The 23,045-nt window shown below is 71.2% G+C and carries 27 protein-coding genes and 1 pseudogene; 23 read left to right on the top strand and 5 right to left on the bottom strand.

Features of this window, described 5'->3' with window-relative positions; genetic code table 11:
* Positions 1-93 precede the first annotated feature (93 nt).
* From QM792_RS05795 to QM792_RS05770, 6 genes are all read left to right on the top strand, one after another.
* On the top strand, positions 94-900 hold the full coding sequence (locus QM792_RS05795; protein ID WP_415148390.1) for a flagellin: 807 nt from the start codon (positions 94-96) through the stop codon (positions 898-900).
* 128 nt (positions 901-1,028) lie between these two features.
* Positions 1,029-2,417: a flagellar filament capping protein FliD gene (gene fliD / locus QM792_RS05790; protein WP_415148389.1), complete on the top strand. Its 1,389-nt coding sequence runs from the start codon at positions 1,029-1,031 to the stop codon at positions 2,415-2,417.
* A 100-nt stretch (positions 2,418-2,517) separates the two neighbouring features.
* Positions 2,518-2,949 carry a flagellar export chaperone FliS gene (fliS, locus tag QM792_RS05785; RefSeq protein ID WP_415148387.1) on the top strand — a complete coding sequence of 144 codons (432 nt, stop codon included), beginning with the start codon at positions 2,518-2,520 and terminating at the stop codon, positions 2,947-2,949.
* A gap of 41 nt (positions 2,950-2,990) precedes the next feature.
* A complete protein-coding gene (locus QM792_RS05780) occupies positions 2,991-3,290 on the top strand; it encodes a flagellar protein FliT (RefSeq protein WP_415151589.1) in 300 nt (99 codons plus the stop codon).
* Positions 3,291-3,308: 18 nt separating this feature from the next.
* A complete protein-coding gene (locus QM792_RS05775) occupies positions 3,309-4,067 on the top strand; it encodes a flagellar brake protein (protein WP_415148386.1) in 759 nt (252 codons plus the stop codon).
* Between the two features lie 115 nt (positions 4,068-4,182).
* Positions 4,183-4,467 (top strand): hypothetical protein, encoded by a 285-nt coding sequence (locus QM792_RS05770; protein ID WP_415148384.1) that lies wholly within the window; start codon positions 4,183-4,185, stop codon positions 4,465-4,467.
* A 65-nt stretch (positions 4,468-4,532) separates the two neighbouring features.
* Here QM792_RS05770 and fliE read toward each other — a convergent pair whose 3' ends face one another.
* Positions 4,533-4,856 carry a flagellar hook-basal body complex protein FliE gene (gene fliE / locus QM792_RS05765; RefSeq protein ID WP_415148383.1) on the bottom strand — a complete coding sequence of 108 codons (324 nt, stop codon included), beginning with the start codon at positions 4,854-4,856 and terminating at the stop codon, positions 4,533-4,535.
* Between the two features lie 177 nt (positions 4,857-5,033).
* Between fliE and fliF the strand changes: the two genes are divergently transcribed.
* From fliF to fliR, 13 genes are all read left to right on the top strand, one after another.
* Positions 5,034-6,728 carry a flagellar basal-body MS-ring/collar protein FliF gene (fliF, locus tag QM792_RS05760; RefSeq protein ID WP_415148382.1) on the top strand — a complete coding sequence of 565 codons (1,695 nt, stop codon included), beginning with the start codon at positions 5,034-5,036 and terminating at the stop codon, positions 6,726-6,728.
* 27 nt (positions 6,729-6,755) lie between these two features.
* The gene (gene fliG, locus QM792_RS05755) at positions 6,756-7,748 is read left to right on the top strand and encodes a flagellar motor switch protein FliG (protein WP_415151588.1); all 993 of its coding nucleotides are present in this window, start codon (positions 6,756-6,758) and stop codon (positions 7,746-7,748) included.
* Positions 7,748-8,470 carry a FliH/SctL family protein gene (locus QM792_RS05750; RefSeq protein ID WP_415148380.1) on the top strand — a complete coding sequence of 241 codons (723 nt, stop codon included), beginning with the start codon at positions 7,748-7,750 and terminating at the stop codon, positions 8,468-8,470. The genes fliG and QM792_RS05750 overlap by 1 nt, the downstream gene beginning before the upstream one ends.
* Entirely contained in the window at positions 8,467-9,891 is a 1,425-nt protein-coding gene (fliI, locus tag QM792_RS05745) for a flagellar protein export ATPase FliI (protein WP_415148379.1), read from the top strand. Before QM792_RS05750 ends, fliI begins: the two co-directional genes overlap by 4 nt.
* 31 nt (positions 9,892-9,922) lie before the next feature.
* Positions 9,923-10,390 (top strand): flagellar export protein FliJ, encoded by a 468-nt coding sequence (gene fliJ, locus QM792_RS05740; protein ID WP_415148377.1) that lies wholly within the window; start codon positions 9,923-9,925, stop codon positions 10,388-10,390.
* Positions 10,391-10,403: 13 nt separating this feature from the next.
* Complete coding sequence (locus QM792_RS05735) at positions 10,404-11,519, top strand: flagellar hook-length control protein FliK (protein WP_415148375.1); 1,116 nt, start codon at positions 10,404-10,406, stop codon at positions 11,517-11,519.
* A gap of 124 nt (positions 11,520-11,643) precedes the next feature.
* Complete coding sequence (gene fliL / locus QM792_RS05730; RefSeq protein ID WP_415148373.1) at positions 11,644-12,249, top strand: flagellar basal body-associated protein FliL; 606 nt, start codon at positions 11,644-11,646, stop codon at positions 12,247-12,249.
* Between the two features lie 66 nt (positions 12,250-12,315).
* On the top strand, positions 12,316-13,320 hold the full coding sequence (gene fliM, locus QM792_RS05725; protein WP_415148372.1) for a flagellar motor switch protein FliM: 1,005 nt from the start codon (positions 12,316-12,318) through the stop codon (positions 13,318-13,320).
* Positions 13,310-13,747: a flagellar motor switch protein FliN gene (gene fliN / locus QM792_RS05720; protein ID WP_415148370.1), complete on the top strand. Its 438-nt coding sequence runs from the start codon at positions 13,310-13,312 to the stop codon at positions 13,745-13,747. Before fliM ends, fliN begins: the two co-directional genes overlap by 11 nt.
* Positions 13,748-13,751: 4 nt before the next feature.
* Positions 13,752-14,105, top strand: coding sequence for a FliO/MopB family protein (locus tag QM792_RS05715; RefSeq protein ID WP_415148368.1), 354 nt, complete (start codon positions 13,752-13,754; stop codon positions 14,103-14,105).
* A complete protein-coding gene (gene fliP, locus QM792_RS05710; RefSeq protein ID WP_415148367.1) occupies positions 14,095-14,856 on the top strand; it encodes a flagellar type III secretion system pore protein FliP in 762 nt (253 codons plus the stop codon). The genes QM792_RS05715 and fliP overlap by 11 nt, the downstream gene beginning before the upstream one ends.
* Positions 14,853-15,122, top strand: a complete 270-nt coding sequence (gene fliQ / locus QM792_RS05705) for a flagellar biosynthesis protein FliQ (protein WP_415148365.1) — start codon at positions 14,853-14,855, stop codon at positions 15,120-15,122. Before fliP ends, fliQ begins: the two co-directional genes overlap by 4 nt.
* A gap of 106 nt (positions 15,123-15,228) precedes the next feature.
* Positions 15,229-15,990: a flagellar biosynthetic protein FliR gene (gene fliR / locus QM792_RS05700; protein WP_415148364.1), complete on the top strand. Its 762-nt coding sequence runs from the start codon at positions 15,229-15,231 to the stop codon at positions 15,988-15,990.
* Between the two features lie 2 nt (positions 15,991-15,992).
* Here the strand turns inward: fliR and QM792_RS05695 are convergent, their stop codons facing one another.
* Both QM792_RS05695 and QM792_RS05690 read right to left on the bottom strand, forming a co-directional pair.
* Positions 15,993-16,178 (bottom strand): hypothetical protein, encoded by a 186-nt coding sequence (locus tag QM792_RS05695; protein WP_415148362.1) that lies wholly within the window; start codon positions 16,176-16,178, stop codon positions 15,993-15,995.
* Positions 16,179-16,230: 52 nt separating this feature from the next.
* Positions 16,231-17,160 (bottom strand): LysR family transcriptional regulator ArgP, encoded by a 930-nt coding sequence (locus tag QM792_RS05690; protein ID WP_415148361.1) that lies wholly within the window; start codon positions 17,158-17,160, stop codon positions 16,231-16,233.
* 71 nt (positions 17,161-17,231) lie between these two features.
* On the opposite strand from QM792_RS05690, the gene QM792_RS05685 reads away from it, so the two are divergent.
* Positions 17,232-17,831, top strand: coding sequence for a LysE/ArgO family amino acid transporter (locus QM792_RS05685; RefSeq protein WP_415148359.1), 600 nt, complete (start codon positions 17,232-17,234; stop codon positions 17,829-17,831).
* Between the two features lie 69 nt (positions 17,832-17,900).
* Here QM792_RS05685 and QM792_RS05680 read toward each other — a convergent pair whose 3' ends face one another.
* Together QM792_RS05680 and QM792_RS05675 are read right to left on the bottom strand one after the other, a co-directional pair.
* Positions 17,901-19,472 carry an ABC transporter substrate-binding protein gene (locus QM792_RS05680; RefSeq protein WP_415148357.1) on the bottom strand — a complete coding sequence of 524 codons (1,572 nt, stop codon included), beginning with the start codon at positions 19,470-19,472 and terminating at the stop codon, positions 17,901-17,903.
* 61 nt (positions 19,473-19,533) lie between these two features.
* Complete coding sequence (locus tag QM792_RS05675) at positions 19,534-19,725, bottom strand: heavy-metal-associated domain-containing protein (protein ID WP_415148356.1); 192 nt, start codon at positions 19,723-19,725, stop codon at positions 19,534-19,536.
* Positions 19,726-19,838: 113 nt separating this feature from the next.
* On the opposite strand from QM792_RS05675, the gene QM792_RS05670 reads away from it, so the two are divergent.
* The 3 genes and pseudogenes from QM792_RS05670 to QM792_RS05660 all read left to right on the top strand — a co-directional run.
* A complete protein-coding gene (locus tag QM792_RS05670) occupies positions 19,839-22,061 on the top strand; it encodes a heavy metal translocating P-type ATPase (RefSeq protein ID WP_415148354.1) in 2,223 nt (740 codons plus the stop codon).
* Positions 22,058-22,492, top strand: a complete 435-nt coding sequence (gene cueR, locus QM792_RS05665) for a Cu(I)-responsive transcriptional regulator (protein ID WP_415148352.1) — start codon at positions 22,058-22,060, stop codon at positions 22,490-22,492. The genes QM792_RS05670 and cueR overlap by 4 nt, the downstream gene beginning before the upstream one ends.
* Positions 22,493-22,791: 299 nt before the next feature.
* Positions 22,792-23,043 (top strand): annotated as a pseudogene (locus QM792_RS05660) (DUF6531 domain-containing protein); the annotation flags it as partial.
* Between the last annotated feature and the right edge of the window lie 2 nt (positions 23,044-23,045).

Here is a 23,045-nt window from a genome sequence, read left to right as displayed (position 1 = left end):
GAAGAATCCGTCTGACAGGCCGAAACCTCGCAAGGGCCTGAGTCGCCGGTCGAGTGATCCGGCGAGCCAACGGATCCTTCCAGGAGGGCTTTCATGCCGCAGACCATCAACACCAACGTGTCGTCGCTGAACGCGCAGCGCAACCTGACCACGTCGCAGAGTTCGCTGGCCACCTCGATGCAGCGCCTGTCCTCGGGCCTGCGCGTCAACTCGGCCAAGGACGACGCCGCCGGCCTGGCCATCGCCGACCGCATGAACGCGCAGATCCGCGGCATCAACGTCGCGATCCGCAACGCCAACGACGGCATCTCGCTGGCCCAGACCGCCGAAGGCGCCCTGGCCACCGTCACCGACGTGCTGCAGCGCATGCGCGAACTCGCGATCCAGGCCCAGAACGGCTCGAACGGCACCGGCGACCGCGCCAACCTCGACACCGAGTACCAGCAGCTCTCGGCGGAAATCACGCGCATCGCCACCCAGACCAAGTTCAACGGCAAGGCCATCGTCGGCGCCGACGCCGGCGGGCAGACCTTCCAGGTCGGCGCCAACAACGGCGACACGCTGACGATCACCACCTCGCCGGTGACCACCGTCAGCGGCGACATCCTGACCTCGGCCAACGCCTCGACGGCGGTGTCGGACATCGACACCGCGCTCGACGCGATCACCACCAGCCGCGCCACCTACGGCGCGGCGATGAGCCGCTTCGAGTTCGCGATCAGCAACCTGCAGATCACCGGCGAGAACCAGAGCGCCGCGCGCGGCCGCATCATGGACGCCGACTTCGCCGCGGAGACCGCCAACCTGTCGCGCGCGCAGATCCTGCAGCAGGCCGGCACGGCGATGGTGGCGCAAGCCAACCAGATGCCGCAGCAGGTGCTGCAACTGCTCAAGGGCTGAACCCGGCGAGGCGGAACAACTCGTCACGCGGCGCGGCTCAAGTCCGCGCCGGCAGCGCCGAGAACAGGGCGTCGAGCGCACCGCGAGGACGGCGCCGGCGCCTTCGTCATTCTTGAAAGGCAAGCCTCATGGCCACCATCAGCTCGCTCGGCGTCGGCAGCGGCCTGGACGTCAACTCGATCATCACGCAGTTGATGGCCCTCGAGAAGAAGCCGCTGACCAACCTGCAGACCGCCGGCACGAAGATCCAGTCGCAGATCTCCGAGGTCGGCAAGATCAAGAGCGCGCTGTCCACCTTCCGCGACGCGGCGGCCAAGCTGGCGTCGGCCGACTTCTGGAAGACCACCACCGGCTCGTCGTCGTCCGGCGCGGTGGCCATCGCCACCAGCAGCAGCGCGAGCGCGGCGCAGTACAGCGTCGAGGTGACGAGCCTGGCCCGCGCGCAGACCATCGCCGCGCCGGCGCTGGCCTCGAGCGCGGCGACGCTGGGCGCGGGCACGCTGACCCTGCAGCGCGCCGCCGCCGACGCGCTGCCGGTGCAGGTGACCATCGAGGCGACCGACACGCTGGCCGACATCCGCGACAAGATCAACGCCGCCGGCGCGGGCGTCACCGCCAGCATCCTCAACGACGGCACCGGCGCGCGCCTGGTGATGCGCGCCGACGACACCGGCACCGACAACGCCTTCTCCACCACCGTCAGCGGCAGCGGACTGGACGGCCTGGCCTTCGACGCCGCCAGCGGCACGGGCGGCGCCACGCTCTCGCAGGCCGCCGCCAACGCCGCCGCGACCATCAACAACCTGCCGGTGACCTCGCAGAGCAACACGCTGGCCGACGTGCTCGACGGCGTGACGCTGACGCTGAACGCGCAGACCAGCGAGCCGGTCAACGTGGCCGTCAAGCCCGACACCGAGGCGCTGAAGAAGAAGCTCGAGGAGTTCGCCGAGGCCTACTCGGCGCTCGCGGCGCTGATCAAGACCGACACCAAGTACGACGCGGCGAGCAAGAAGGCCGGCGTGCTGCAGGGCGACTCGTCGATCGTCGGCATCCAGAACCAGTTGCGCTCGATGCTGGGCTCCACGAGCGCCGCCTCCGGCGTCTACGCGCGGCTGTCGGACGTCGGCTTCGAGATCCAGCAGGACGGCAGCCTGAGCGTCAACGCCACCAGGCTCGACAAGGCGCTGGCCAACCTGCCCGAGCTGAGCAAGCTCTTCGCCGGCAGCAGCCTGACCGACCCGGCGCAGGACGGCTTCGGCAAGCGCTTCCGCGAGCTGGCCGGCGGCATGCTCGGCATCGACGGCGTGATGAGCTCGCGCGCCGACGCGCTGAGCGCCAAGCTCGACCGCAACGCCGACGCCCAGGAGCGCATGCAGGTGCGCCTGGAGCAGACGCAGGCGCGGCTGGAGCGGCAGTACGCGGCGCTGGACACGCAGATGGGCAAGCTCAACAGCCTGAGCGCCTACATGACGCAGCAGGTCGCGCTGTGGAACAAGAGCGGCGGCAACAACAATTGAACTGGGCCGCGACAGCGGCCTTCTCCCCCCGATCGGGAGCCTCAAGTCACCTCGTGCGACACCGATAACGGGTGCAAGACAAACAGCAGCGAGGCTCCCGATGTTCGCAGCCACCTTCGCCCCACCGCGCGCGCGCCAGTCGCTGGCCGGCGCCTACCAGCAGATCGGCCTGGAGACGGCCACCGCGAACGCGACGCCGCACAAGCTGATCGAGCTGCTGTTCGAGGGCTTCGCCGGCGCCGTCGCGCGCGCCCGCGGCGCGCTGATCGAGCGCCAGATCGAGGCCAAGGGCCGCGCCATCGGCCACGCCGCGCGCATCGTCGAGGAAGGCCTGAAGGCCGGCCTGAACCTGAAGGACGGCGGCCGCGTCGCCGCCGACCTGGACGCGCTGTACGCCTACATCGGCGCGCGGCTGACCTACGCGAACCTGCACAACGACATCGAGGCGCTCGACGAGTGCGTGCGCCTGATGGAGCCGGTGCGCAGCGCCTGGGCGGAGATCGGCCCGCGCGTCGCGGCCCGCGCGCAATGAACGGCGGAGCCACAGCGATGAACCCGACCGGATCGAACGCCATGCCGTCGCAACTGCTGAGCTACTACGAGGCCATCGAGCGCGCCAGCCAGGACATGCTGGACGCCGCGCGCAGCGGCAACTGGGACCAGGTGGTCAAGCTCGAAGGCGCCTGCGCGCTGCTGATCTCGCAGCTCAAGCACGCCGCCTCGCAGCAGCAGCTCGCCAGCGAGGAGGCGCAGCTCAAGTCGCGCATCATGCAGCGCATCCTGGTCAACGACGCCGAGATCCGCCACCTCGCCGAACCCTGGCTCGAGCAGCTCGACGAGTTGCTCGCCGGCCGCGCCCGCACCGTGCACTGACCCGCCGCCGCCATCGACATGGAAACCCTGCCGATGCCGCTGGAGTCGCTGTCGGCCGCCAACGGCGGGCTCGACGAATTCCGCATCAGCGCGCCGCGCGAGATCGTCGCGCTGCTCAAGCAGTTCCAGGACGGCAGCCTGCTGCTGCACCTGAACGGCAGCAACGGCGCGATGCTGTCCACCACGCTGTGGTCGCTCGATCCGGCACGCGGCCAGCTCAGCTTCAGCGCCGACGCCGGCGCGCCGGCGACGCAAAGCCTGGTCGAGTGCGACGAGGCCGTGGCGGTGGGCTACCTCGACAGCATCAAGGTGCAGTTCGACGTGCGCGGCCTGGTGCTGGTGCGCGGCGCCGCCGGCAGCGCGATCGGCGCGCGCATGCCGCAGGAACTGTTCCGCTTCCAGCGCCGCAGCGCGTTCCGCGTGCGCCCGCTGCCGAGCAGCTCGCCGGTGGCGCGCGTGCGGCACCCGGCGATCGCCGAGATGCAACTGGCGCTGCGCGTGATCGACGTGTCGATCGGCGGCTGCGCCCTGTTCCTGCCCGACGACGTGCCGCCCATCCAGCCCGGCAGCGTGATGAACCAGGTGCAGCTCGACCTCGACGCCGACACCCGCGTGCTGGTCGACCTGCGCCTGCAGCACGCCACCGTGCTGGGCGCGCAGGCGCGCGGCGCGCGCATGGGCTGCGAGTTCGTGCGCCTGAACAGCGAGGGCGAGCGCGCCTTGCAGCGCTTCATCGACCAGACGCAGAAGCGGCGCAGGCTGCTGTCGCTGGATTGACCGAAGCGTCGAAACGTTAACGCCTGCTCACGAAGCGGCGGATTTCCCCCTCAAGTCCGGCGATCGGCCGCCGAAATTCCTGTCACAGGGACTTTCGCCCGACAAGGAGCGCCACATGAGCGTGAACCACGTCGCTGGCGTCGGCCGCGTCATGATGCCGGCGACTTCCGGCAGGACGGCCGACCAGACCGGCACGACCCAGACGCAGGCCCAGGCCGCCGAGGCGGCCGAGGGCGCGAAGCCATCGCTCGTCGAGATCGACGAGAACACCAACCAGCCGGTGCCGCCGCGTTTTCCGTGGCTGAGCCGGCTGACGCGCGAGCTGGAGCCGGCCTCGAAGCAGCCCTCGCCCTACGGCAGCGTGCCGCTGCTCGGAGAGAAGCTCGATAGACAGGCTTGAACCCGAGCCCGGCCGTCGCCGCGGATCCGGCTTCGCCGGGCCGCTGCCGGCGCCCCCTGGGGTCGTCAAACCTGCATGTTCATGATCTCGCTGTAGGCCGAGACCAGCCGGTTGCGCACCGACAGCGTGGCCTGGAAGCCGATCTGCGCCTTCTGCATGGCCACCATGGTCTCTTCCAGGCCCACCTCGGGGTTGCCGAGCTGCACCTCGCGCTGCAGCCGCGTCGCCTCGTTCTGCGCGTTGCTCACCGAGCCCAGCGCCTGCGTCAGCGCGGCCTGGAAACCGCCGCCCTCGACGCGGCCGGCCGACGCCAGCGGCTGCCCGTTGGTGGCCAGCCCGGCGCGCGCGGCGGCCTGGGCGAAATCGAAGGGTTTGAGCGTGACGTTCATGGCGCGTCCTCACCACGGGGGAGTGCGGTGATCGTAGTCACGGCCGGCGCGCACGGAGGCCCGAACTGGCCGCGATTGGCCGGGCTGTTCGCGGCATTCGCGCCCTCAAGTTCCCGAACAATCGGTTCGACACGCGGGCCTTTTGCCGCCCGCCGACCGAACCGATTCGATTCACCCATGGACAACGCCGTCGTTCCCACCCGAGCCGATGCCGCCGCCGCGGCCGCCTTGCCGCTGGTCGAATCCGCCGGCCTGGGCGCGCGCGTCGCGGCGATGCCGGCGCGCACCAAGCTGATGTTCGGCCTGGGCGTCGCGGGCCTGGCCGCGCTGGCCGTCGCGATGACGATGTGGAGCAGCCAGGGCGACTACAAGGTGCTGTACGCCAACCTGTCCGACAAGGACGGCGGCGCCATCATCGCCCAGCTCTCGCAGATGAACGTGCCGTACCGCCATGCCGACGGCGGCGCCGCCATCCTGGTGCCGGCCGCCAAGGTGCACGACGCGCGCCTGAAGCTGGCCGCCGCCGGGCTGCCCAAGGGCTCGGTGGTCGGCTTCGAGCTGATGGACGGCGCGCGCTTCGGCCAGACCCAGTTCCAGGAGCGGCTGACCTTCCAGCGCGGCCTGGAAGGCGAGCTGACGCGCTCCATCACCGCGCTGGCCGCGGTGCAGAACGCGCGCGTGCACCTGGCGCTGCCGAACCAGAACGGCTTCTTCCGCGAGCAGCAGAAGCCCACCGCCTCGGTGATGCTGACGCTCTACCCCGGCCGCACGCTGGACCGCGCGCAGATCGCCGGCATCGTGCACCTGGTGTCGTCCAGCGTGCCGGAGATGGCGCCCAAGGCGGTCAGCGTGCTCGACCAGACCGGCGCGCTGCTGACCGGCGACCAGGCCGGCGCGCAGGCCGGGCTGGACGCGCAGCAACTGCAGTACGTGGCGCAGGTCGAGGCCGGCTACCAGAAGCGCATCTTCGAGTTGCTGGAGCCGCTGGTCGGGCGCGACAACCTGCGCGCCACCGTCACCGCCGACATCGACTTCACGCTCAGCGAGGCCACCTCGGAGGAGTTCTCGCCCAACCAGGGCAAGGACGCCGCGGTGGCGATCCGCAGCCAGCAGCTCAGCGAGAGCAGCGGCGGCGGCGCCGCGCCGCCCTCGGGCGTGCCTGGCGCGGCGAGCAACCAGCCGCCGGTGCCGGCCACCGCGCCGATGAGCGGCGAAGCCCAGCCGCTGCAGGCGGCGCAGGGCGGCGCCGCCGGCAACAGCCGGCGCGACGCGGTGACCAACTACGAGGTCGACAAGACCGTGCGCGTGACGCGCAACGCCACCGGCGCGATCCGGCGCCTGAACGCCGCGGTGGTGGTCAACCACCGCAGCAGCACCGACACCAAGGGCAAGACCTCGACCACGCCGCTGTCCGGCGACGAGATCGACAAGCTCACCGCGCTGGTGCAGGAGAGCATCGGCTTCAAGCAGGAGCGCGGCGACTCGGTGAAGGTGATCAACGCGCCCTTCAAGGTCGAGAAGGTCGCGCCCGTCGAGCTGCCGCTGTGGAAGCAGCCCGAGATCATCGACATGCTGCGCGCCGCCGCGGTGCCGGCCGGGCTGGCGCTGCTGGGCCTGCTGGTCTTCTTCGGCATGGTGCGCCCGGCGATGAAGGCCGCGCTCGCGCCGCCGCCGGCGCCGGCGCCCGGCGCGCAACTGAGCGCCGTGGTCGACGACGACACCGCCCTGCCCGGCGCCCCGGGCCCGGCCGTCGCGGCGCTGCCCGCGCCCAAGAGCAGCGAACACCTCGACGCCGCGCGCGCGCTGGCGCGGCAGAACCCGGCGGCGGTGGCCCACATCGTGCGCGGCTGGGTCAGCGGCGAAGCGGCCTGAGGGGTTCGGCGCATGAACACCGCGAGCATGGACGATGGCATCGAGAACGCGGCCATCCTGCTGATGTCGATCGGCGAGGAGGAAGCCGCGGAGGTCTTCAAGCACCTCGCGCCCAAGGAGGTGCAGCGCCTGGGCGAGACCATCGCCAGGATGAAGAGCATCCCGCGCGAGCGCGTCGAGGGCGTGCTGGAGAAGTTCGCGACGGTGGCCGGCGAGCAGAGCATGCTCGTGACCGACACCGACGAGTACGTCAAGAGCGTGCTGCGCAAGGCGCTCGGCGAGGACAAGGCCAACCTGCTGATCGACCGCATCCTGCAGGGCTCCGACGTCACCGGCATCGAGAGCCTGAAGTGGATGGACGCCGCCTCGGTCGGCGAGCTGCTGCGCAACGAGCATCCGCAGATCGTCGCGGCGATCCTGGTGCACCTCGACTTCGACCAGGCCGGCTCGGTGCTCAAGACCTTCCCCGAGCGCCAGCGCAACGAGGTGATGGTGCGCATCGCCACGCTCGACGGCATCCAGCCCTCGGCGCTGAAGGATCTCAACGAGGTGATGGGCCGCGTGCTGGCCGGCGGCGACCGTCTCAAGAAGACCTCGCTGGGCGGCATCAAGACGGCCGCCGAGATGATCAACCTGATGGGCTCGAGCGTCGAGACGGCGGTGCTCGACTACATCCGCGAGGTCGACAACGACCTGGCGCAGAAGATCGTGGACAACATGTTCACCTTCGACGACCTGGAGAAGATCGACGACAAGGGCATCCAGTCGCTGCTCAAGGAAGTGCAGACCGAATCGCTGGTGATCGCGCTCAAGGGCGCCACGCCCGAGATGCGCGAGAAGGTGTTCCGGAACATGTCGACGCGCGCCGCCGAGACGCTGCGCGAGGACCTGGAATCGCGCGGCCCGGTGCGCGTCTCCGAGGTCGAGGCCGAGCAGAAGGAGATGCTCAAGATCGTGCGCCGCCTCGCCGACGAGGGCCAGGTCGTGCTCGCCGGCGGCGGCGAGGACGAGTTCCTGTGATGAGCAAGGAGCGCATCCGGCAGGTGCCCCCGCCGCCCGGCGGCGGCAAGGGCGCGCATGCCTACACCCGCTTCATCCCGCGCGAGGAGCTGTCGTCCTTCGCGGCCTGGACGCCCGGCTCGCTGGGCGGCGAGGCCGAGGCCGCCGCCGCGGCGGCGGCCGAGCCGCAGAAAAGCCCGCAGGAACAGCAGCTCGAGGCGCTGCGCGCGGCGCGCCAGGGCGGCTACCACGACGGCTACCGCGACGGCCTGGCCGCGCTGGAGAGCTTCAAGCAGAGCTTCGCGCAGCAGGCCACCGCGCAGATGGGCGCGCTGATGCAGAGCTACGCGGCGCAGATGGACGCCTTGCAGCAGGACATGGCCGGCGCGCTGGTCGACGCCGCGGTGGCGCTGGCGCGCCAGGTGGTGCGCGGCGAGCTGCGCGCGAACGCGCCGCAGGTGACCGCGGTGGCGCAGGAGGCCGTCGAGGCGCTGCTGCTGTCGGCGCGCCACGTCACGCTGCGCGTGCACCCGGACGACCAGCCGCTGGTGGCGCAGGGCGCCGCCGAGATCATCGAGGCGCGCGGCGCGCGCCTGGTGGCCGACGCGGCGGTGGCGCGTGGCGGCTGCGTGGTCGAGTCGGACATCGGCATCATCGACGCGAGCATCGAGTCGCGCTGGCGCCGCGCCGCCGCGGCGCTGGGTTCGGAAGCGGCCTGGGGCGGCGAGGACAGCGCGCCATGATGAATTCGCAGCTCGAAGCGCAGGCGCTCGCGACCACCGAGCGCTGGAACCGCTTCTTGACCGACGTGCGCAACTTCGCCGCCGAGCCGATGCCGCTGGAGAGCGTCGGCCGCCTGGTGCGCGTGGCCGGGCTGGTGCTGGAGGCCACCGGCATCCGGCTGCCGGTCGGCTCGGTGTGCGAGGTGCGCATGGAGGGCAGCCCGCCGGTCACCGCCGAGGTGGTGGGCTTCAACGGCGACCGCGCCTACCTGATGCCCACCGGCGACGTGCACGGCCTGGCCAGCGGCGCGCGCGTGGTGCCGCGCCCGACGCCGGTGGTGCCGCTCAAGCTCGGCGCGCTGCGCCACCCCTGGCGGCGCGGCGAGGACCGCACGCTGCACCTGCCGGTGGGCGACGGGCTGCTCGGCCGCGTGGTCGATTCGCACGGCCATCCGATGGACCGCAAGGGCCCGATCGAGCAAGTGCACAACGAGCCGCTGATCCGCCGCCCGATCAACGCGATGGACCGCGACCCGGTGCGCACGCCGCTGGACACCGGCGTGCGCGCGATCAACACCATGCTGACCGTCGGCCGCGGCCAGCGCATCGGCCTGTTCGCCGGCACCGGCGTCGGCAAATCGGTGCTGCTGGGCATGATGGCGCGCTACACGCGGGCCGACGTGATCGTCGTCGGGCTGATCGGCGAGCGCGGGCGCGAGGTGAAGGAGTTCATCGAGGACATCCTCGGCGAAGAGGGTCTGAAGCGCTCGGTGGTCGTCGCCGCGCCGGCCGACGCGCCGCCGCTGACGCGCATGCAGGGCGCCAACTACGCCACCGCGATCGCCGAGCACTTCCGCGACCGCGGCCTGCACGTGCTGCTGCTGATGGACTCGCTGACGCGCTACGCGATGGCGCAGCGCGAGATCGCGCTGGCGATCGGCGAACCGCCGGCCACCAAGGGCTACCCGCCGAGCTGCTTCGCCAAACTGCCGCAACTGGTGGAGCGCAGCGGCAACGGCGTGGCCGGCGGCGGCTCGATCACCGCCTTCTACACCGTGCTGAGCGAGGGCGACGACACCAACGACCCGATCGCCGACGCGGCGCGCGGCATCCTCGACGGCCACGTCGTGCTGACGCGCGAGCTGGCCGAGAGCGGCCACTACCCGGCCATCGACGTCGAGAAGTCGGTCTCGCGCGTGATGGCCAACGTCGCCGCGCAGCCGCACCTCGACGCGGCGCGCCGGCTGCGCCAGTTGCTGTCGCGGCTGAACAAGGCGCGCGACCTGATCCAGCTCGGCGCCTACGCGCCAGGGCACGACGCCGAGCTCGACACCGCGGTGCGCCTGGGCCCCGCGATGCACGCGCTGCTGCAGCAGGACATGCGCGAGAACGCGCCGCTGGAGGCCAGCGTGCAACAGTTGCGCGCCGTGGTCGGCGGCTGAGGTCGAGAAAACACGATCCGAGAAGACGCCGATGAACGACGACTCCCTGCAACCGCTGTCCGCCCTGCTCTCGCACGCCGAGCGCGAGCGCGACGAGGCGCTCGCGCACCGCCAGCGCATGCAGCAGGCGCTGGACGCGGCGCAGGCGCAGGCCGAGCAACTGCTCGCCTACCGGCGCGACTACGAACAGCGCTGGACGCAGCGCTTCGCCGAACCCGGCCAGGCGCAATTGCTGCACAGCGTGCACGGCTTCGCGCTGCGGCTGACGCAGGCCATCGAGCACCAGGGCCGCGCCGTCGCGCAGGCGGCGCGCCAGCTCGAGCGCGCGCAGGCCACGCTGCAGCAGCAGGAGCTGCGCGTGGCCTCGGTGCTCAAGCTGATCGAACGCCGCGTCGGCGAGATCCGCCGGGCCGGCGCGCGGCGCGAACAGCGCACGCTCGACGAACTGGCCTCGCGCGCGGCCTGGAACCGCCTGGCCGCGGCCACCACGCGCTTCTGAGACTGACACACGCATGGGCATCCCACGAGTCGAGACCGCCAAGGCGCCGAGCCAGGCGCCGGCGCGCAGCGAAGCCGCCGCGAGCGGCGAAGGCGAATTTGCGCAACTGATGGCCTTGCAGGCGCCGCCCGAAGCGCCGCCTTCCGGCCCGGCACCGCCGCGCGGCGACGATGCGCGCCAGGCCCGCTCGCGCGAGGCCGCGAAGACCGTGCCGCGCGACGAGACGGCGGCCGAAGCCGACGCCACCGAAGCAGCGCCCGCCGCCGCCGAGCACACCGACGCCAAGCCCGCCGACGACGCCACCACCGACCCCGACCTCGCACAATGGCTGGCGCAATGGCATGGCCAGCCGCCGGCCGACGAGACCGTGGCAGCGCCGCCCGCCGCGACGAAGAAGAGGACTGCGGCCGACACCGCCGGCATCGAGGCCACCGACAAAGCCACGGCCACGCAGCGGCTGCGCGGCGGCGACGAAGCCGCGCGCGAGCGCGGCGCGGCGATCGACGCGCCGGCCCTGCCGGCACGCGACGAGACGGCCGCCGCGACGCCCGAGCCCACACGCGCCGCCGGGCCCGCCGCTTCGGCCGGCACCTTCACGCTGCCGGCCGGCTTCGTACCCGTGAGCCATTCCGCCGCCGCGACGGCGGTAGCCGCGCCCGCGCCGGCGGCGGCCGACGCCAGCGTGCTCGGCGTGCCGGTGCCGGTGCCGCTGGATTCGCCCGAATTCGCCACCGCCTTCGGCGTCGAGATCAGCCTGCTCGCCAAGGGCGGCGTGCAGCGCGCCGAACTGCACCTCAACCCGGCCGAGACCGGCCCGGTGTCGGTGCGCATCGCGCTGGACGGCCAGCAGGCGCGCATCGACTTCGGCGCCCAGGCCGCCGCCACGCGCGCGGCCATCGAGGCGAGCCTGCCCGAGCTGGCCGCCGCGCTGCGCGATGCCGGGCTGACGCTGGCCGGCGGCGGCGTGACGCAGCACATGGGCCAGCACGGCGGCCGGCAAGGCGACGAGCGCCGCGACGCGCCGGCCGACGGCCCGCGCCTCGAAGGCGACGCCGGCACGCCCGCCGCGCCGGCACGCGCGGCCTGGCGCGGCCGCGCCGGCGCCTCCGGCGTCGACTTGTACGCATAGCGCCGGCGCGGCGGCGGACTGACCGGATTTCCCGCCCTTTTCGCCGCATCGCCGCACGCGCCGCTCTCCAGAATGCCTTTCATCGGCCGACCGCAAGGTCGTGCCCGCTCATGAAGGAGAGCCGATGTCCGCCGCTGCCGCTTCCGGCGCCGCCACCACCGCCGCACCGCCCGCCAAGGGCAGGAAGAAGCTGATCATCCTCGTCGCCACCGCGCTGCTGGTCGCCGCCGGCGCGGGCGGCGGAGGGCTCGTCTACATGAAGAAAAAAGCAGCCGAGGCCGCCGCGGCCGAGGCCGACGACGACGACGCGCCGCTGCAGCGCAAGCCGGCACGGCACGCCGCCGCGCAGCCGCCGGCCTTCCTGCCGCTGGAGCCGTTCATCGTCAACCTGGCCGACAAGGAAGTCGACCGCTACGCCCAGATCGGCGTGACGCTCGAACTGGACGACGCCAAGACCGCCGACCAGCTCAAGGCCTACATGCCGGCGATCCGCAACGGCATCCTGATGGTGCTGGCGCACAAGAACTCGGCCGAGCTGCTCGAACGCAAGGGCAAGGAGACGCTGGCCGCCGAGATCATGCGCGAGGCCGTCAAGCCGCTGGGCATCGAGATCGACGGCCCCGAGGCCGACGCCGAGGACGCCGCCGCGGCGCGCGGCAAAAAGAAGACGCGGGCCGAGGCCGAGCTTCCCGTCAAGCACGTGCACTTCTCCAACTTCATCATCCAATAGACATGGTCCCCCCCGTGGCGCCTTCGGCGCTCCCCCCAGGGGGCGCCGCGCAGCGCGAGGCCTGAAATGAATCAGCAGATACTGTCGCAAGACGAGGTCGATGCGCTGCTGCAGGGCATCACCGGCGAGAGCCAGAAGCTCGAGCAGGAGGAGGTGCCCGCCGGCGGCGCGCGCACCTACGACCTGGCGAGCCAGGAGCGCATCGTGCGCGGGCGCATGCCCACGATGGAGATCATCAACGAGCGCTTCGCGCGCAACGTGCGCATCGGGCTGTTCAACTTCATCCGCAAGAGCCCGGAGATCGCGATCGGCGGCATCAAGGTGCAGAAGTACAGCGCCTTCCTGCGCGAGATCGTGGTGCCGACCAACTTCAACATCGTCAGCGTCAAGCCGCTGCGCGGCTCGGGGCTGATCGTGTGCGACCCGACGTTGGTGTTCGCGGTGATCGACGCGCTGTTCGGCGGCGGCGGCAAGTTCCACACCCGCATCGAGGGGCGCGACTTCTCGCCCACCGAGCAGCGCATCATCACGCGCCTGGTCGACGTGATCATCGCCGAGTACGCCAAGGCCTGGCAGGGCATCTACCCGCTGGAGCTGGACTACCAGCGCTCGGAGATGCAGCCGCAGTTCGCCAACATCGCCACGCCGAGCGAGATCGTCGTGGCCACCTCGTTCACGCTGGAGATCGGCGACACCAGCGGCACCATCCACTTCTGCATCCCGTACTCGACGCTGGAGCCGATCCGCGACGTGCTGTACTCGACGATGCAGGGCGACTCCAACGAGCCCGACCGGCGCTGGGTGAACCTGCTGAAGAACCAGATCCAGGCCGCCGAGGTGGAACTGGTGGCCGAGCTGGCGCATGCCGACGCCACCGTCGAGCAGTTGCTCGCCTTCAAGCCCGGCGATTTCATCGAGCTGGACCTGGACAAGAGCATCCAGGCCAAGGTGGTGGGCGTGCCGGTGCTCGACTGCCACTACGGCACCAGCGCCGGCAAGTACGCACTGAAAGTCGAACGCCTGTTGACCGGGTCGAACATGACCTGGCTGGGAGAAAACCATGTCAGCTGAGAGCAGCAACGCCGAGCAGGACGCGATGGCCGCCGAGTGGGCCGCGGCGCTGGCCGAATCGAAGTCGGGCGGCGCGGTCGAGACCGCCAGCGAGGTGCAGCCCGAGCAGGTGGCGCCGGCCTCGTTCACCAACTTCTCGCCGACGACCGCGGCGGGCGCGGGCAACGACATCAACATGATCCTGGACATCCCGGTGCAGCTCACCGTGGAGCTGGGCCGCACGCGCATCCCGATCAAGCACATCCTGCAGCTCGCGCAGGGCTCGGTGGTGGAGCTGGACGCGCTGGCCGGCGAGCCGATGGACGTGCTGGTCAACGGCTACCTGATCGCGCAGGGCGAGGTCGTGGTGGTCAACGACAAGTTCGGCATCCGCCTGACCGACATCGTGACGCCGAGCGAGCGCATGCGGCGGCTGTCGAAAGGCTGAGGCGGTGACCGGCTCCCTGGTGACCTCGCTGCTGTGGTTCGTCGCGATCCTCGCGGCGATTCCGCTGTCGCTGTGGCTGCTCAAGCGCACGCCGGCCGGTGGCGCGGCCGGCGGCAACAACCTGATGAAGAGCGTGGCGGTGCTGCCGCTGTCGGCGAGCCAGCGCATCGTCGCCGTCGAGGTCGGCGCCGGCGAGGCGCGCCGCTGGCTGCTGCTGGGCGTCACGCCGTCGAACATCACCACGCTGCACGAGATGGCGCCCGTCGAAGGCGCGGCGCCGGCCGCAGCGGCCGGCCCGGCCTTCGCCGGCCTGTTGGCGAAGCTGCAAAAGCAAGCGGGCCGAAGCGATGCGAACTAGTCGCCGGCTTCTTCTCGCCGTGACGGCACTATCAGCACTATCGGCGCTTCCCGCGGCGGCTTTGGCGCAAGGCGCCGGCCCCAGCCTGCCGCTGCTGGTGGGCCAGGGCGCCGGCGGCGCGAGCTACTCGGTGCCGGTGCAGACGCTGCTGTTCTTCACCGCCTTGAGCTTCCTGCCGGCGGTGCTGCTGATGATGACCTCGTTCACGCGCATCGTCATCGTGCTCGGCCTGCTGCGCCAGGCGCTGGGCACGCAGGCGGCGCCGCCGAACCAGGTGGTGATCGGCCTGAGCCTGTTCCTGAGCTTCTTCGTGATGGGCCCGACGCTGGACCGCGTCTACGCCGAGGCCTACCAGCCCTACGCCGAGAACAAGATCGCCTTCGACGAGGCGCTCAGGCGCGGCGAGAAGCCGCTGCGCGAGTTCATGCTCAAGCAGACGCGCCAGTCCGACCTGATGCTGTTCTCGCGCCTGGCGAAGATCGACGCGGCGACGCCGGCCGCCGAGGTGCCGTTCAAGGTGCTGGTGCCGTCCTTCGTCACCAGCGAGCTGAAGAGCGCGTTCCAGATCGGCTTCCTGATCTTCATCCCCTTCCTGATCATCGACATGGTGGTGGCCAGCGTGCTGATGAGCCTGGGCATGATGATGATCAGCCCGGTGCTGGTGGCGCTGCCGTTCAAGCTGATGCTGTTCGTGCTGGCCGACGGCTGGAACCTCCTGCTCGGCTCGCTGGCCGCGAGCTTCGCGACATGAACCCGCAGACCGTCTTCACCTTCGGCCAGGAAGGCCTGTACACGCTGCTGATGGTGGCCGCGCCGATGCTGCTGACCGTGCTGGCCGTCGGCCTGCTGGTGAGCATCTTCCAGGCCGCCACGCAGATCAACGAGGCCACGCTGAGCTTCGTGCCCAAGGTGGTGGCCGCCGTCGCGGTGCTGGCCGTCGCCGGGCCGTGGATGCTCGGCACGCTGGTGGACTACCTGCAGCGCACGCTGCAGGCGATCCCGACCGTCGTCGGCTGAGCAACGTGCGCGTCTCTCCGTTCGGGCTGAGCCTGTCGAAGCCCTTTCGCGCTTCTCGATCGCCCTTCGACAAGCTCAGGGCGAACGGGCTCCCTGGAGCCCGGCGATGCTGAGCTTCACCGAGGCGCAGATCCTCGGCTGGATCACGCCGCTGCTGTGGGCCTTCCTGCGCGTGCTGGCGCTGCTGGGCACGATGCCGGTGATCGGCCAGCGCGGCGTGCCGATGCGCGTGCGCGTGGCGCTGGCCTTCCTGATCGCGCTGGCCGCGCAGGCCAGCATGCCGCCGGTGGCGGCCATCCCGCTCGACTCGGCGCTCACGCTGCTCGTCGTGCTGCAGCAGATCGTGATCGGCGTCTCGCTCGGCTTCGCGGTGCGCATCGTGTTCGCGGCGGTGGAGTTCGCCGGCGAGCTGGTCGGCCTGCAGATGGGCCTGAACTTCGCCGGCTTCTTCGACCCCGCCACCGGCAGCCAGGCCACCTCGGTGAGCCGCTTCTTCGGCGTCACGGTGAGCTGGGTGTTCATCGTCGCCGGCGGCCACCTGCTGGTGATCGCCGGCGTGATCCAGAGCCTGCACAGCTTCCCGGTGGGGCCCGAGCCCTTCGCCTTCCTGAAGACGGCTCAGCCGCACCGCTGGGGCGCCGAGGTGTTCGCCACGGGGCTGTGGATCGCGCTGCCGATCGTGGCGATGCTGCTGTTCGTCAACCTGCTGCTGGGTATCGTCACGCGCGTGGCGCACCAGCTCAACGTGTTCGCGGTGGGCTTCCCGATCACGCTGTCGGTCGGGCTGGTGGGCATGCTGCTGACGCTGCCGATGATGGAGGCGCCCTTCACGATGGCGCTGGAGCGCATGCTCCAGCACTTCCAGTAGCGTCAGTCGGCCGCCTCGAGCGGCGGCACGGTGTCCTCGAAGCCCGAGGAGTGGAAGGTGGTGCCCGGCCCGCGGCCGTGCCAGGCGGACGGGCCCTCGTGGCGGCGCTCGCGCCACCAGCTCAGGCCGCGGTCGGCCAGCAGCCAGGCGGCGATGCCTCCGGCGACGACGAAGAAGGCGGTGATCATGGCGCTGTCTTCCCTGCGATTCGTGCCAATGTACGCAGCCGGCGCGGCGGCTTCAATCGGCCACCCCCTTGGATGAGGGCGTGCGCGGCGCCTTCATCGGCAGCAGGTGCTCGCGCGCGGCGGCCGCGACGGCCTCGCCGAGCGTCTTCAGCACCTCGGTCTCCAGGCTCCAGCGCTGCCAGTACAGCGGCACGTCGAGCACGCGCCCGGGCGCGATCTCGACCAGTTCGCCGCGTTGCAGCAGCGGCGCCACCAGCGCCTGCGGGTCCATGCCCCAGCCCAGGCCGTGCAGCGCGGCCTGCACGAAGCCGTGCGTGCTGGGCACGCGGTGCTGCGGCGGGTTCAGGCGCTTGCGGCTGAGCAGGCGCAGGAAGCGCGCCTGCAACTGGTCTTTCTGGTTGAAGACGCAGCACGGCGCGCGCGCCAGCGCCGCGTCGTCGAGCCCGTCCGGGAAGTGGCGCCGCGCGAAGGCGGGGCTGGCCACCGCGAGGTAGCGCATGCGCCCGAGCGGGCTGACGCGGCAGCCCTGCACCGGCGCCGGCTCGGCGCTCACCGCGGCGAGCACGCGGCCCTGGCGCAGCAGTTCGCTGGAGTGGTCCTGGTCTTCGACGTGCAGGTCCAGGCTCACCGCGTGGCGCTCGCGCAGCGCCGCCAGCGCCGGCATGAACCAGGTGGCGAGCGAATCCGCGTTCACGGCGATGGCCAGCGGCAGCGCCGTCGCCGCGTCGCCGCCGAACGGGGCGAGCGCCTGCGCCTCCAGCAACTGCAACTGCTGCGCATGGCGCTGCAGCGCCTGACCGGCCTCGGTGGCCGTGCAGGGCGCGGCGCGCCGCACCAGCACGCGGCCCAGGCGCTCTTCCAGCGCCTTGACGCGCTGGCTCACCGCCGAGGGCGTGAGGTGCAGCGCGCGCGCCGCGGCGTCGAAGCTGCCCTCGCGCAGCACGGCGGCGAAGGCGGCGAGCTGGCGTGAGTCGATACGCATCAGTTTTTCTAATGGAAGTTCAGAAAGTTTAGCTGGATCTTCGACGCGCACCCGGGCAGCATCGCCGACCCATGGCCCCCGTCTTCCTCACCGGCTTCGCCACCTCGGCGGCGCTGATCGTCGCGATCGGCGCGCAGAACGCCTTCGTGCTGCGCCAGGGGCTGGCGCGCACGCACGTGCTACCGGTGGTGCTGGTGTGCGCGCTGTCCGATGCGCTGCTGATCACGCTGGGCACCCTCGGCCTGGGGCGCTGGGTGCAGGAAAGTCCGGCGCTGCTGGCGCTCACGCGCTGGGGCGGCGCCGCCTTCCTGCTGGCCTACGCCGCGCTGGCGGCGCGGCGCGCGTTCTCGCCGCATGCGCTGTCGCTGCAAGGCGGCGCGGTGACGAACCTGCGCGCCGCGCTGGCGGCCTGCCTCGCCTTCACCTACCTGAACCCGCACTGCTGGCTCGACACCGTGGTGCTGCTCGGCTCGATCGCCGCGCAGCGGCCGCCCGGCGAGCGCTTCGCCTTCGGCGCCGGCGCGGCCAGCGCCAGCCTGGTGTGGTTCTTCTCGCTCGGCTACGGCGCGCGGCTGCTCGCGCCGCTGTTCGCCCGGCCGGCCGCCTGGCGCGTGCTGGATGCGGCGATCGCCCTCGTGATGACGGCGATCGCCATCACCCTCGCAAGTTGATCCGGCTTTGCCGGGCGACTTGCGCTCCCCTTGGGGGGCGGGCCGGGCAAGGCCCGGACCTTGGGGCGGTCACCTCGCGACCGTGACCCACTGCACCTCGAGCCAGTTGTCGGGCCGGTGCACGGCATTGACGTTGCTGCGCGCCGCCCACGGCACCACCTGGCGGTGCAGCGGGATCACGTGCACCCGCTCCTTGTATTCGCGCAGCGCCGCCTTCACCAGCGCCTCGCGCTTGGCGGCGTCGGGCTCGACGCTGGACTGCGCGGCCAGCGCGTCGAACTTGTCGTTCTTCACGCCGCCGAAGTTCCAGGCGCCCACGCCGTTGTCGCCGCGGCTGCGCAGCACCGGCGTGAAGGTGGTCTCGGCGTCGGTGATCGAGCCGCCCCAGCCGAGCATGTACATGCTGGTGTCCTGCTTCTCGAGCTTGGGGAAGTAGGTGACGCGCGGCTGCGCGTTGACCTTCACCCTGACCTTCAACTGCGCCCACATGCCGGCCAGCGCGATGCAGATCTCCTCGTCGTTGACGTAGCGGTTGTTCGGGCAGTCGAGCGTGACCTCGAAGCCGTCGCCGTAGCCGGCCTCGGCCATCAGCTTGCGCGCGGCGGCGAGGTCGTAGGGCAGCCGGCCCTCGATCGCGGCGTCGTTGTACGCGCCCAGCGGCGAGGGCGTCAGCCCGCCGGTGGGCACGCTCTGGCCGTTCATCAGCTTGGTCTTGAGCGTCTCGATGTCGACGGCCTGGTACAGCGCGCGGCGCACGCGCGGGTCCTTGAACGGGTTCCTGTCGCCCGGCACACTGCCGTACAGCAGCTTGTCGCGGAACTGGTCCATGCCGATGAAGACGATGCGGTTCTCGGGCCCGTCGATGACCTTCACGCCGGCGGTGTTGCGCAGCCGGGCCACGTCGCGCGGCGCCGGGTCGAGCACGAAGTCGATCTCGCCGGAGACCAGCGCCGCCAGCCGCGTCGCGTCGTTGCCGATCGGCGTGTAGACGATCTCCTGCACGTTGCCCTCGAAGCGGCCCCACCAGTTCGGGTTGCGCTTGTAGACCGTCTTGATGCCGGGCGCGCGGCTGGCCAGCATGTAGGGGCCGGTGCCGTTGGCGTTCAGGGCCGCGAAACTTTCTTCCTTGTTCTTGAAGTCCAGCGGCCGGGTCACCTTGTTCTTCTCGCTCCAGGCGCGGCTCATGATGAACAGCGTCTCGATGTGCTGCAGGAAGATCGGGTTCGGCGCGGCGAGCTGGAACTCGACCGTCAGCTCGTCGACCTTGCGCGGCGTACCGACGGCCGTGGCGTACTGGCTGATGTTGGAGGTCTTCTCGGCCGCGCGCGCGATCGAGAACACCACGTCGTCGGCCGTGAACGGCGTGCCGTCGTGGAACCTGACGTTCGGCCGCAGCTTGAAGCGCCACAGCGTCGGCCCCGCCTGCTGCCACTCGGTGGCCAGCGCGGGCGCGATGCCCAGCCGCTTGTCGCGGTTGACGAGCTTCTCGTAGACCTGCGCATTCATCATGTTGGTCAGGGACTCGTTCTGCGAATGCGGGTCCATCGTCTGCGGATCGCCCTGGCTGGCCCAGCGCAGCGTCTGCGCGTGGGCGAACGAGGCGGCCGCGGCGAGCACGGCGACGGCGATGAGGCGAAGCATGCGGTCCACTCCTTCGGGTCGAGAAGAGGCCGCAGTGTAGGGCGCGCGCTTCTCGCCGCGCTCAGCGCGCCGGGTAGCCCTCGTCGGCCAGCGCCTGCCTGACGGCCTCGGCGCTGCGCGTGGTCTCGATGCGCACCGTGTGCGTGGCGAGGTCGCACTGCACCTGCGCGTTCGCGTCGAGCTTCTGCACCGTGCCGGTGACGCTCTTGACGCAGTGGCCACAGGTCATGTCGGGAAGGGTCAGTTCGATCATCGTGGGCTCCGTCGGGTTGCGGGAATGGCGCGATGATGAACCCTGACATCGTGGCAAGGTCAAGTCAGTCCCTGCTTGACCCTGACATGATGTCAAGGTACAGACTGGACAGCATGAACACCGACACCGCCCTGCCCCCGCCCCTCGAACTGAGCATCGAGGGCATGACCTGCGCGAGCTGCGTGGCGCGCGTCGAGCGCGCGCTCGAGGCCGTGCCCGGCGTGCGCAGCGCCACGGTGAACCTCGCCACCGAGCAGGCGCACGTGGAGCGCGGCGCCGACGAAGCCGGCGCCGCGGCGCTGCTGGCCGCCGTGCACAAGGCCGGCTACGAAGCCAAGCTGCTGCTGCCCGACGCGCCGCCGCCGGCCGCCGCCGCCTCGCACGACGGCTGGAAGGTGGCGCTCGCCGCGGCGCTGTCGCTGCCGCTGGTGCTGCCCATGCTCGGCGAGCTGTTCGGCCGGCACTGGATGCTCTCGCCCTTCGTGCAGTGGCTGCTGGCCACGCCGGTGCAGTTCTGGCTCGGCGCGCGCTTCTACCGCGCCGGCTGGAAGGCGCTGAGGGCCGGCAGCGGCAACATGGACCTGCTGGTGGCGCTGGGCACCAGCGCCGCCTACGGCCTGAGCCTGTGGCTGTGGTGGCAAGACCGCAGCGGCATGCCGCACCTGTATTTCGAATCGGCCGCGGTGGTGATCACGCTGGTGCTGCTGGGCAAGTGGCTGGAGGCGCGCACCAAGCGCCAGACCACCGACGCGATCCGCGCGCTGCACGCGCTGCGCCCCGAGACCGCGCGCGTGCGCCGCGACGGCGTCGACCTCGAGGTGCCGGTGGCGGCACTGGCGGTGGGCGACCTCGTGGTGGTGCGCCCCGGCGAACGCTTCCCGGCCGACGGCACGGTGGAAGAAGGCCGCAGCCACGCCGACGAATCGCTGCTCACCGGCGAGAGCCTGCCGGTGGCCAAGCAGCCCGGCGACCGCATCACCGGCGGCGCGCTGAATGCCGAGGGGCTGCTGCTGGTGCGCACGCAGGCGGTGGGCGCCGAATCGACGCTGGCTCGCATCGTGCGGCTGGTGGAGTCGGCGCAGGCCGGCAAGGCGCCGATCCAGCGCCTGGTCGACCAGATCAGCGCGGTGTTCGTGCCGGTGGTGGTGGGCATCGCGCTGCTCACGCTCGCCGCCTGGGGCCTGGCCACGGGCGACTGGGCGCGCGGCGTGCTCAACGCGGTGGCGGTGCTGGTGATCGCCTGCCCCTGCGCGCTGGGCCTGGCGACGCCGGCGGCCATCATGGTCGGCACCGGCGCGGCGGCGCGGCGCGGCATTTTGATCAAGGACGCGCAGGCGCTCGAACTGGCGCACGCGGTGCGCGTGGTCGCCTTCGACAAGACCGGCACGCTCACCGAAGGCCGGCCGCGCCTGGCGGCGGCCGAGCCCGCGCCGCAGGCGGGCCTGGACCGCGACGGCCTCGTCGCGCTGGCCGCCGCGCTGCAAGCCGGCAGCGAGCACCCGCTGGCCGCCGCCGTGCTGGCCGAGGCGAAGCCCGGCGGGCCGAGCGCGAGCGCGAGCGCGCTGCGCGCCCTGCCCGGCCGCGGCATCGCCGGCACGGTGGACGGGCGCGAGCTGCAGCTCGGCAGCACGCGGCTGGTGGACGAGCTGGGCATCGCGCGCGGCGCGCTGGCCGAACGCGCGCAGGCACTGCAGGCCGAAGGCCGCACCGTCTCGTGGCTGGCCAGCCGCGACGCGAACGGCGCGTGGCAACTGCTGGGCCTGCTCGCCTTCGGCGACACGCTCAAGCCCGGCGCGGCCGAGGCGATCGCCACGCTCAAGCGGCTGGGCATCCGCACGCTGCTGATCAGCGGCGACAACGCCGGCAGCGCCAACGCGGTGGGCCGCGCGCTCGGCATCGACGACGTGCGCGCCGAAGTGCTGCCCGGCGACAAGGCCGCCGTGGTGGCCTCGCTGCGCGACCAGGGCGACGGCCACGCCAAGGTGGCGATGGTGGGCGACGGCATCAACGACGCGCCCGCGCTGGCCGCCGCCGACGTGGGCATGGCGATGGCCGGCGCGCAGGGCGGCACCGACGCCGCGATGCAGGCCGCCGGCATCACGCTGATGCGCGGCGACCCGGCGCTGGTGGCGCAGGCCATCGACATCTCGCGCCGCACGACCGCGAAGATCCGCCAGAACCTGTTCTGGGCCTTCTTCTACAACGTGGTCGGCATTCCGCTGGCGGCGCTCGGGATGCTCAACCCGGTGGTGGCCGGCGCGGCGATGGCGATGTCCAGCGTCAGCGTGCTGACCAACGCGCTGCTGCTCAAGCGCTGGAAGCCGGAGGAACGATGAACATCGGCGAAGCGGCCAGGCAGTCGGCGGTGTCGGCCAAGATGATCCGCCACTACGAATCGCTCGGCCTGCTGCCGGCGGTGCCGCGCAGCGAAGCCGGCTATCGGCAGTACGACGAGGCCACGGTGCACACGCTGCGCTTCATCCGCCGCGCGCGCGACCTCGGCTTCGGCCTGCCCGAGATCGAGACCCTGCTCGGCCTGTGGCGCAACCGCCGGCGCAGCAGCAAGGACGTCAAGCGCATCGCGCTGGCGCACGCCGATGATCTGCAACGCCGCATAGCCGAGATGCGCGCGATGCAGCGCACGCTGCAGCACCTGGCGCATTGCTGCCACGGCGACGAGCGGCCGGACTGCCCGATCCTGGACGATCTGGCGGGGGGACGGGCTGACACGGCCGAGGCTGCAATCGCCGGCAAGCTCCCATCTTGATGAGAATTACTTGCATTTAAGTCCAGGCCCTCGGTAGACTGGGCGCTCAGCCAGCGCTGCAAGTGCGCAAGCCAATAACAGGTGAACGCACTGGAGGGCCCTGTGAAGGGATATCGGTTGCAGCCTCGCATCATCGAGGCACTCCTTCTCTATTTCATGGTCTGTGTTGGAGCATTGCTCCCGGATACCGCTCTGGCTCGATCCAACTCGTGTGAGCTATTCGACCCTCATTGGAGACACCTGTGCGTGGAAGTCCGGGACACGCGCCTGAACGACGATGAGTCGTCCTGGGGACCACAGTGGCCCGGGTATCCGCGGGGGCCTTCTGGCCCCCGGGGGGCGCCCCACGCAGCGCGCCGGACAGCACCGTCAATGCGCCATCCGATCCGTGCGACAAGTCGCCGACGGCGGGCAATCCAGTCATCATTGCCACAGGCGAAAAAGTCCAACCGGAAGAAGACTTCAAGGACTTCACCGACGCAGGGCTGGCTTTCACGAGAACATACCGATCCAGCAGCACATTTTCCGGTCAGTTTGGGTTGGGCTGGTCCTC

It is taken from the genome of Piscinibacter sp. (assembly GCF_047600445.1).
Classification (GTDB): Bacteria; Pseudomonadota; Gammaproteobacteria; order Burkholderiales; family Burkholderiaceae_C; genus Piscinibacter.
The sequence above is the reverse complement of the archived record's forward strand: the minus strand, read 5'-3'. Positions and strand labels throughout refer to the sequence as shown.

Excerpts from the sequence above, each read along its gene's own strand:
- cueR (WP_415148352.1), top strand. The coding sequence starts at position 22,058 with ATGAACATCGGCGAAGCGGCCAGGCAGTCGGCGGTGTCGGCCAAGATG.
- fliM (WP_415148372.1), top strand. The coding sequence starts at position 12,316 with ATGAATCAGCAGATACTGTCGCAAGACGAGGTCGATGCGCTGCTGCAG.
- QM792_RS05675 (WP_415148356.1), bottom strand. The coding sequence starts at position 19,725 with ATGATCGAACTGACCCTTCCCGACATGACCTGTGGCCACTGCGTCAAG.
- QM792_RS05770 (WP_415148384.1), top strand. The coding sequence starts at position 4,183 with ATGAGCGTGAACCACGTCGCTGGCGTCGGCCGCGTCATGATGCCGGCG.
- QM792_RS05750 (WP_415148380.1), top strand. The coding sequence starts at position 7,748 with ATGAGCAAGGAGCGCATCCGGCAGGTGCCCCCGCCGCCCGGCGGCGGC.
- fliN (WP_415148370.1), top strand. The coding sequence starts at position 13,310 with ATGTCAGCTGAGAGCAGCAACGCCGAGCAGGACGCGATGGCCGCCGAG.
- QM792_RS05680 (WP_415148357.1), bottom strand. The coding sequence starts at position 19,472 with ATGCTTCGCCTCATCGCCGTCGCCGTGCTCGCCGCGGCCGCCTCGTTC.
- fliQ (WP_415148365.1), top strand. The coding sequence starts at position 14,853 with ATGAACCCGCAGACCGTCTTCACCTTCGGCCAGGAAGGCCTGTACACG.
- fliP (WP_415148367.1), top strand. The coding sequence starts at position 14,095 with ATGCGAACTAGTCGCCGGCTTCTTCTCGCCGTGACGGCACTATCAGCA.
- QM792_RS05795 (WP_415148390.1), top strand. The coding sequence starts at position 94 with ATGCCGCAGACCATCAACACCAACGTGTCGTCGCTGAACGCGCAGCGC.
- QM792_RS05780 (WP_415151589.1), top strand. The coding sequence starts at position 2,991 with ATGCCGTCGCAACTGCTGAGCTACTACGAGGCCATCGAGCGCGCCAGC.
- fliR (WP_415148364.1), top strand. The coding sequence starts at position 15,229 with ATGCTGAGCTTCACCGAGGCGCAGATCCTCGGCTGGATCACGCCGCTG.
- QM792_RS05695 (WP_415148362.1), bottom strand. The coding sequence starts at position 16,178 with ATGATCACCGCCTTCTTCGTCGTCGCCGGAGGCATCGCCGCCTGGCTG.
- fliI (WP_415148379.1), top strand. The coding sequence starts at position 8,467 with ATGATGAATTCGCAGCTCGAAGCGCAGGCGCTCGCGACCACCGAGCGC.
- fliG (WP_415151588.1), top strand. The coding sequence starts at position 6,756 with ATGGACGATGGCATCGAGAACGCGGCCATCCTGCTGATGTCGATCGGC.
- fliE (WP_415148383.1), bottom strand. The coding sequence starts at position 4,856 with ATGAACGTCACGCTCAAACCCTTCGATTTCGCCCAGGCCGCCGCGCGC.
- QM792_RS05775 (WP_415148386.1), top strand. The coding sequence starts at position 3,309 with ATGGAAACCCTGCCGATGCCGCTGGAGTCGCTGTCGGCCGCCAACGGC.
- QM792_RS05690 (WP_415148361.1), bottom strand. The coding sequence starts at position 17,160 with ATGCGTATCGACTCACGCCAGCTCGCCGCCTTCGCCGCCGTGCTGCGC.
- QM792_RS05670 (WP_415148354.1), top strand. The coding sequence starts at position 19,839 with ATGAACACCGACACCGCCCTGCCCCCGCCCCTCGAACTGAGCATCGAG.
- QM792_RS05685 (WP_415148359.1), top strand. The coding sequence starts at position 17,232 with ATGGCCCCCGTCTTCCTCACCGGCTTCGCCACCTCGGCGGCGCTGATC.
- fliJ (WP_415148377.1), top strand. The coding sequence starts at position 9,923 with ATGAACGACGACTCCCTGCAACCGCTGTCCGCCCTGCTCTCGCACGCC.
- fliL (WP_415148373.1), top strand. The coding sequence starts at position 11,644 with ATGTCCGCCGCTGCCGCTTCCGGCGCCGCCACCACCGCCGCACCGCCC.
- fliS (WP_415148387.1), top strand. The coding sequence starts at position 2,518 with ATGTTCGCAGCCACCTTCGCCCCACCGCGCGCGCGCCAGTCGCTGGCC.
- fliF (WP_415148382.1), top strand. The coding sequence starts at position 5,034 with ATGGACAACGCCGTCGTTCCCACCCGAGCCGATGCCGCCGCCGCGGCC.
- QM792_RS05735 (WP_415148375.1), top strand. The coding sequence starts at position 10,404 with ATGGGCATCCCACGAGTCGAGACCGCCAAGGCGCCGAGCCAGGCGCCG.
- fliD (WP_415148389.1), top strand. The coding sequence starts at position 1,029 with ATGGCCACCATCAGCTCGCTCGGCGTCGGCAGCGGCCTGGACGTCAAC.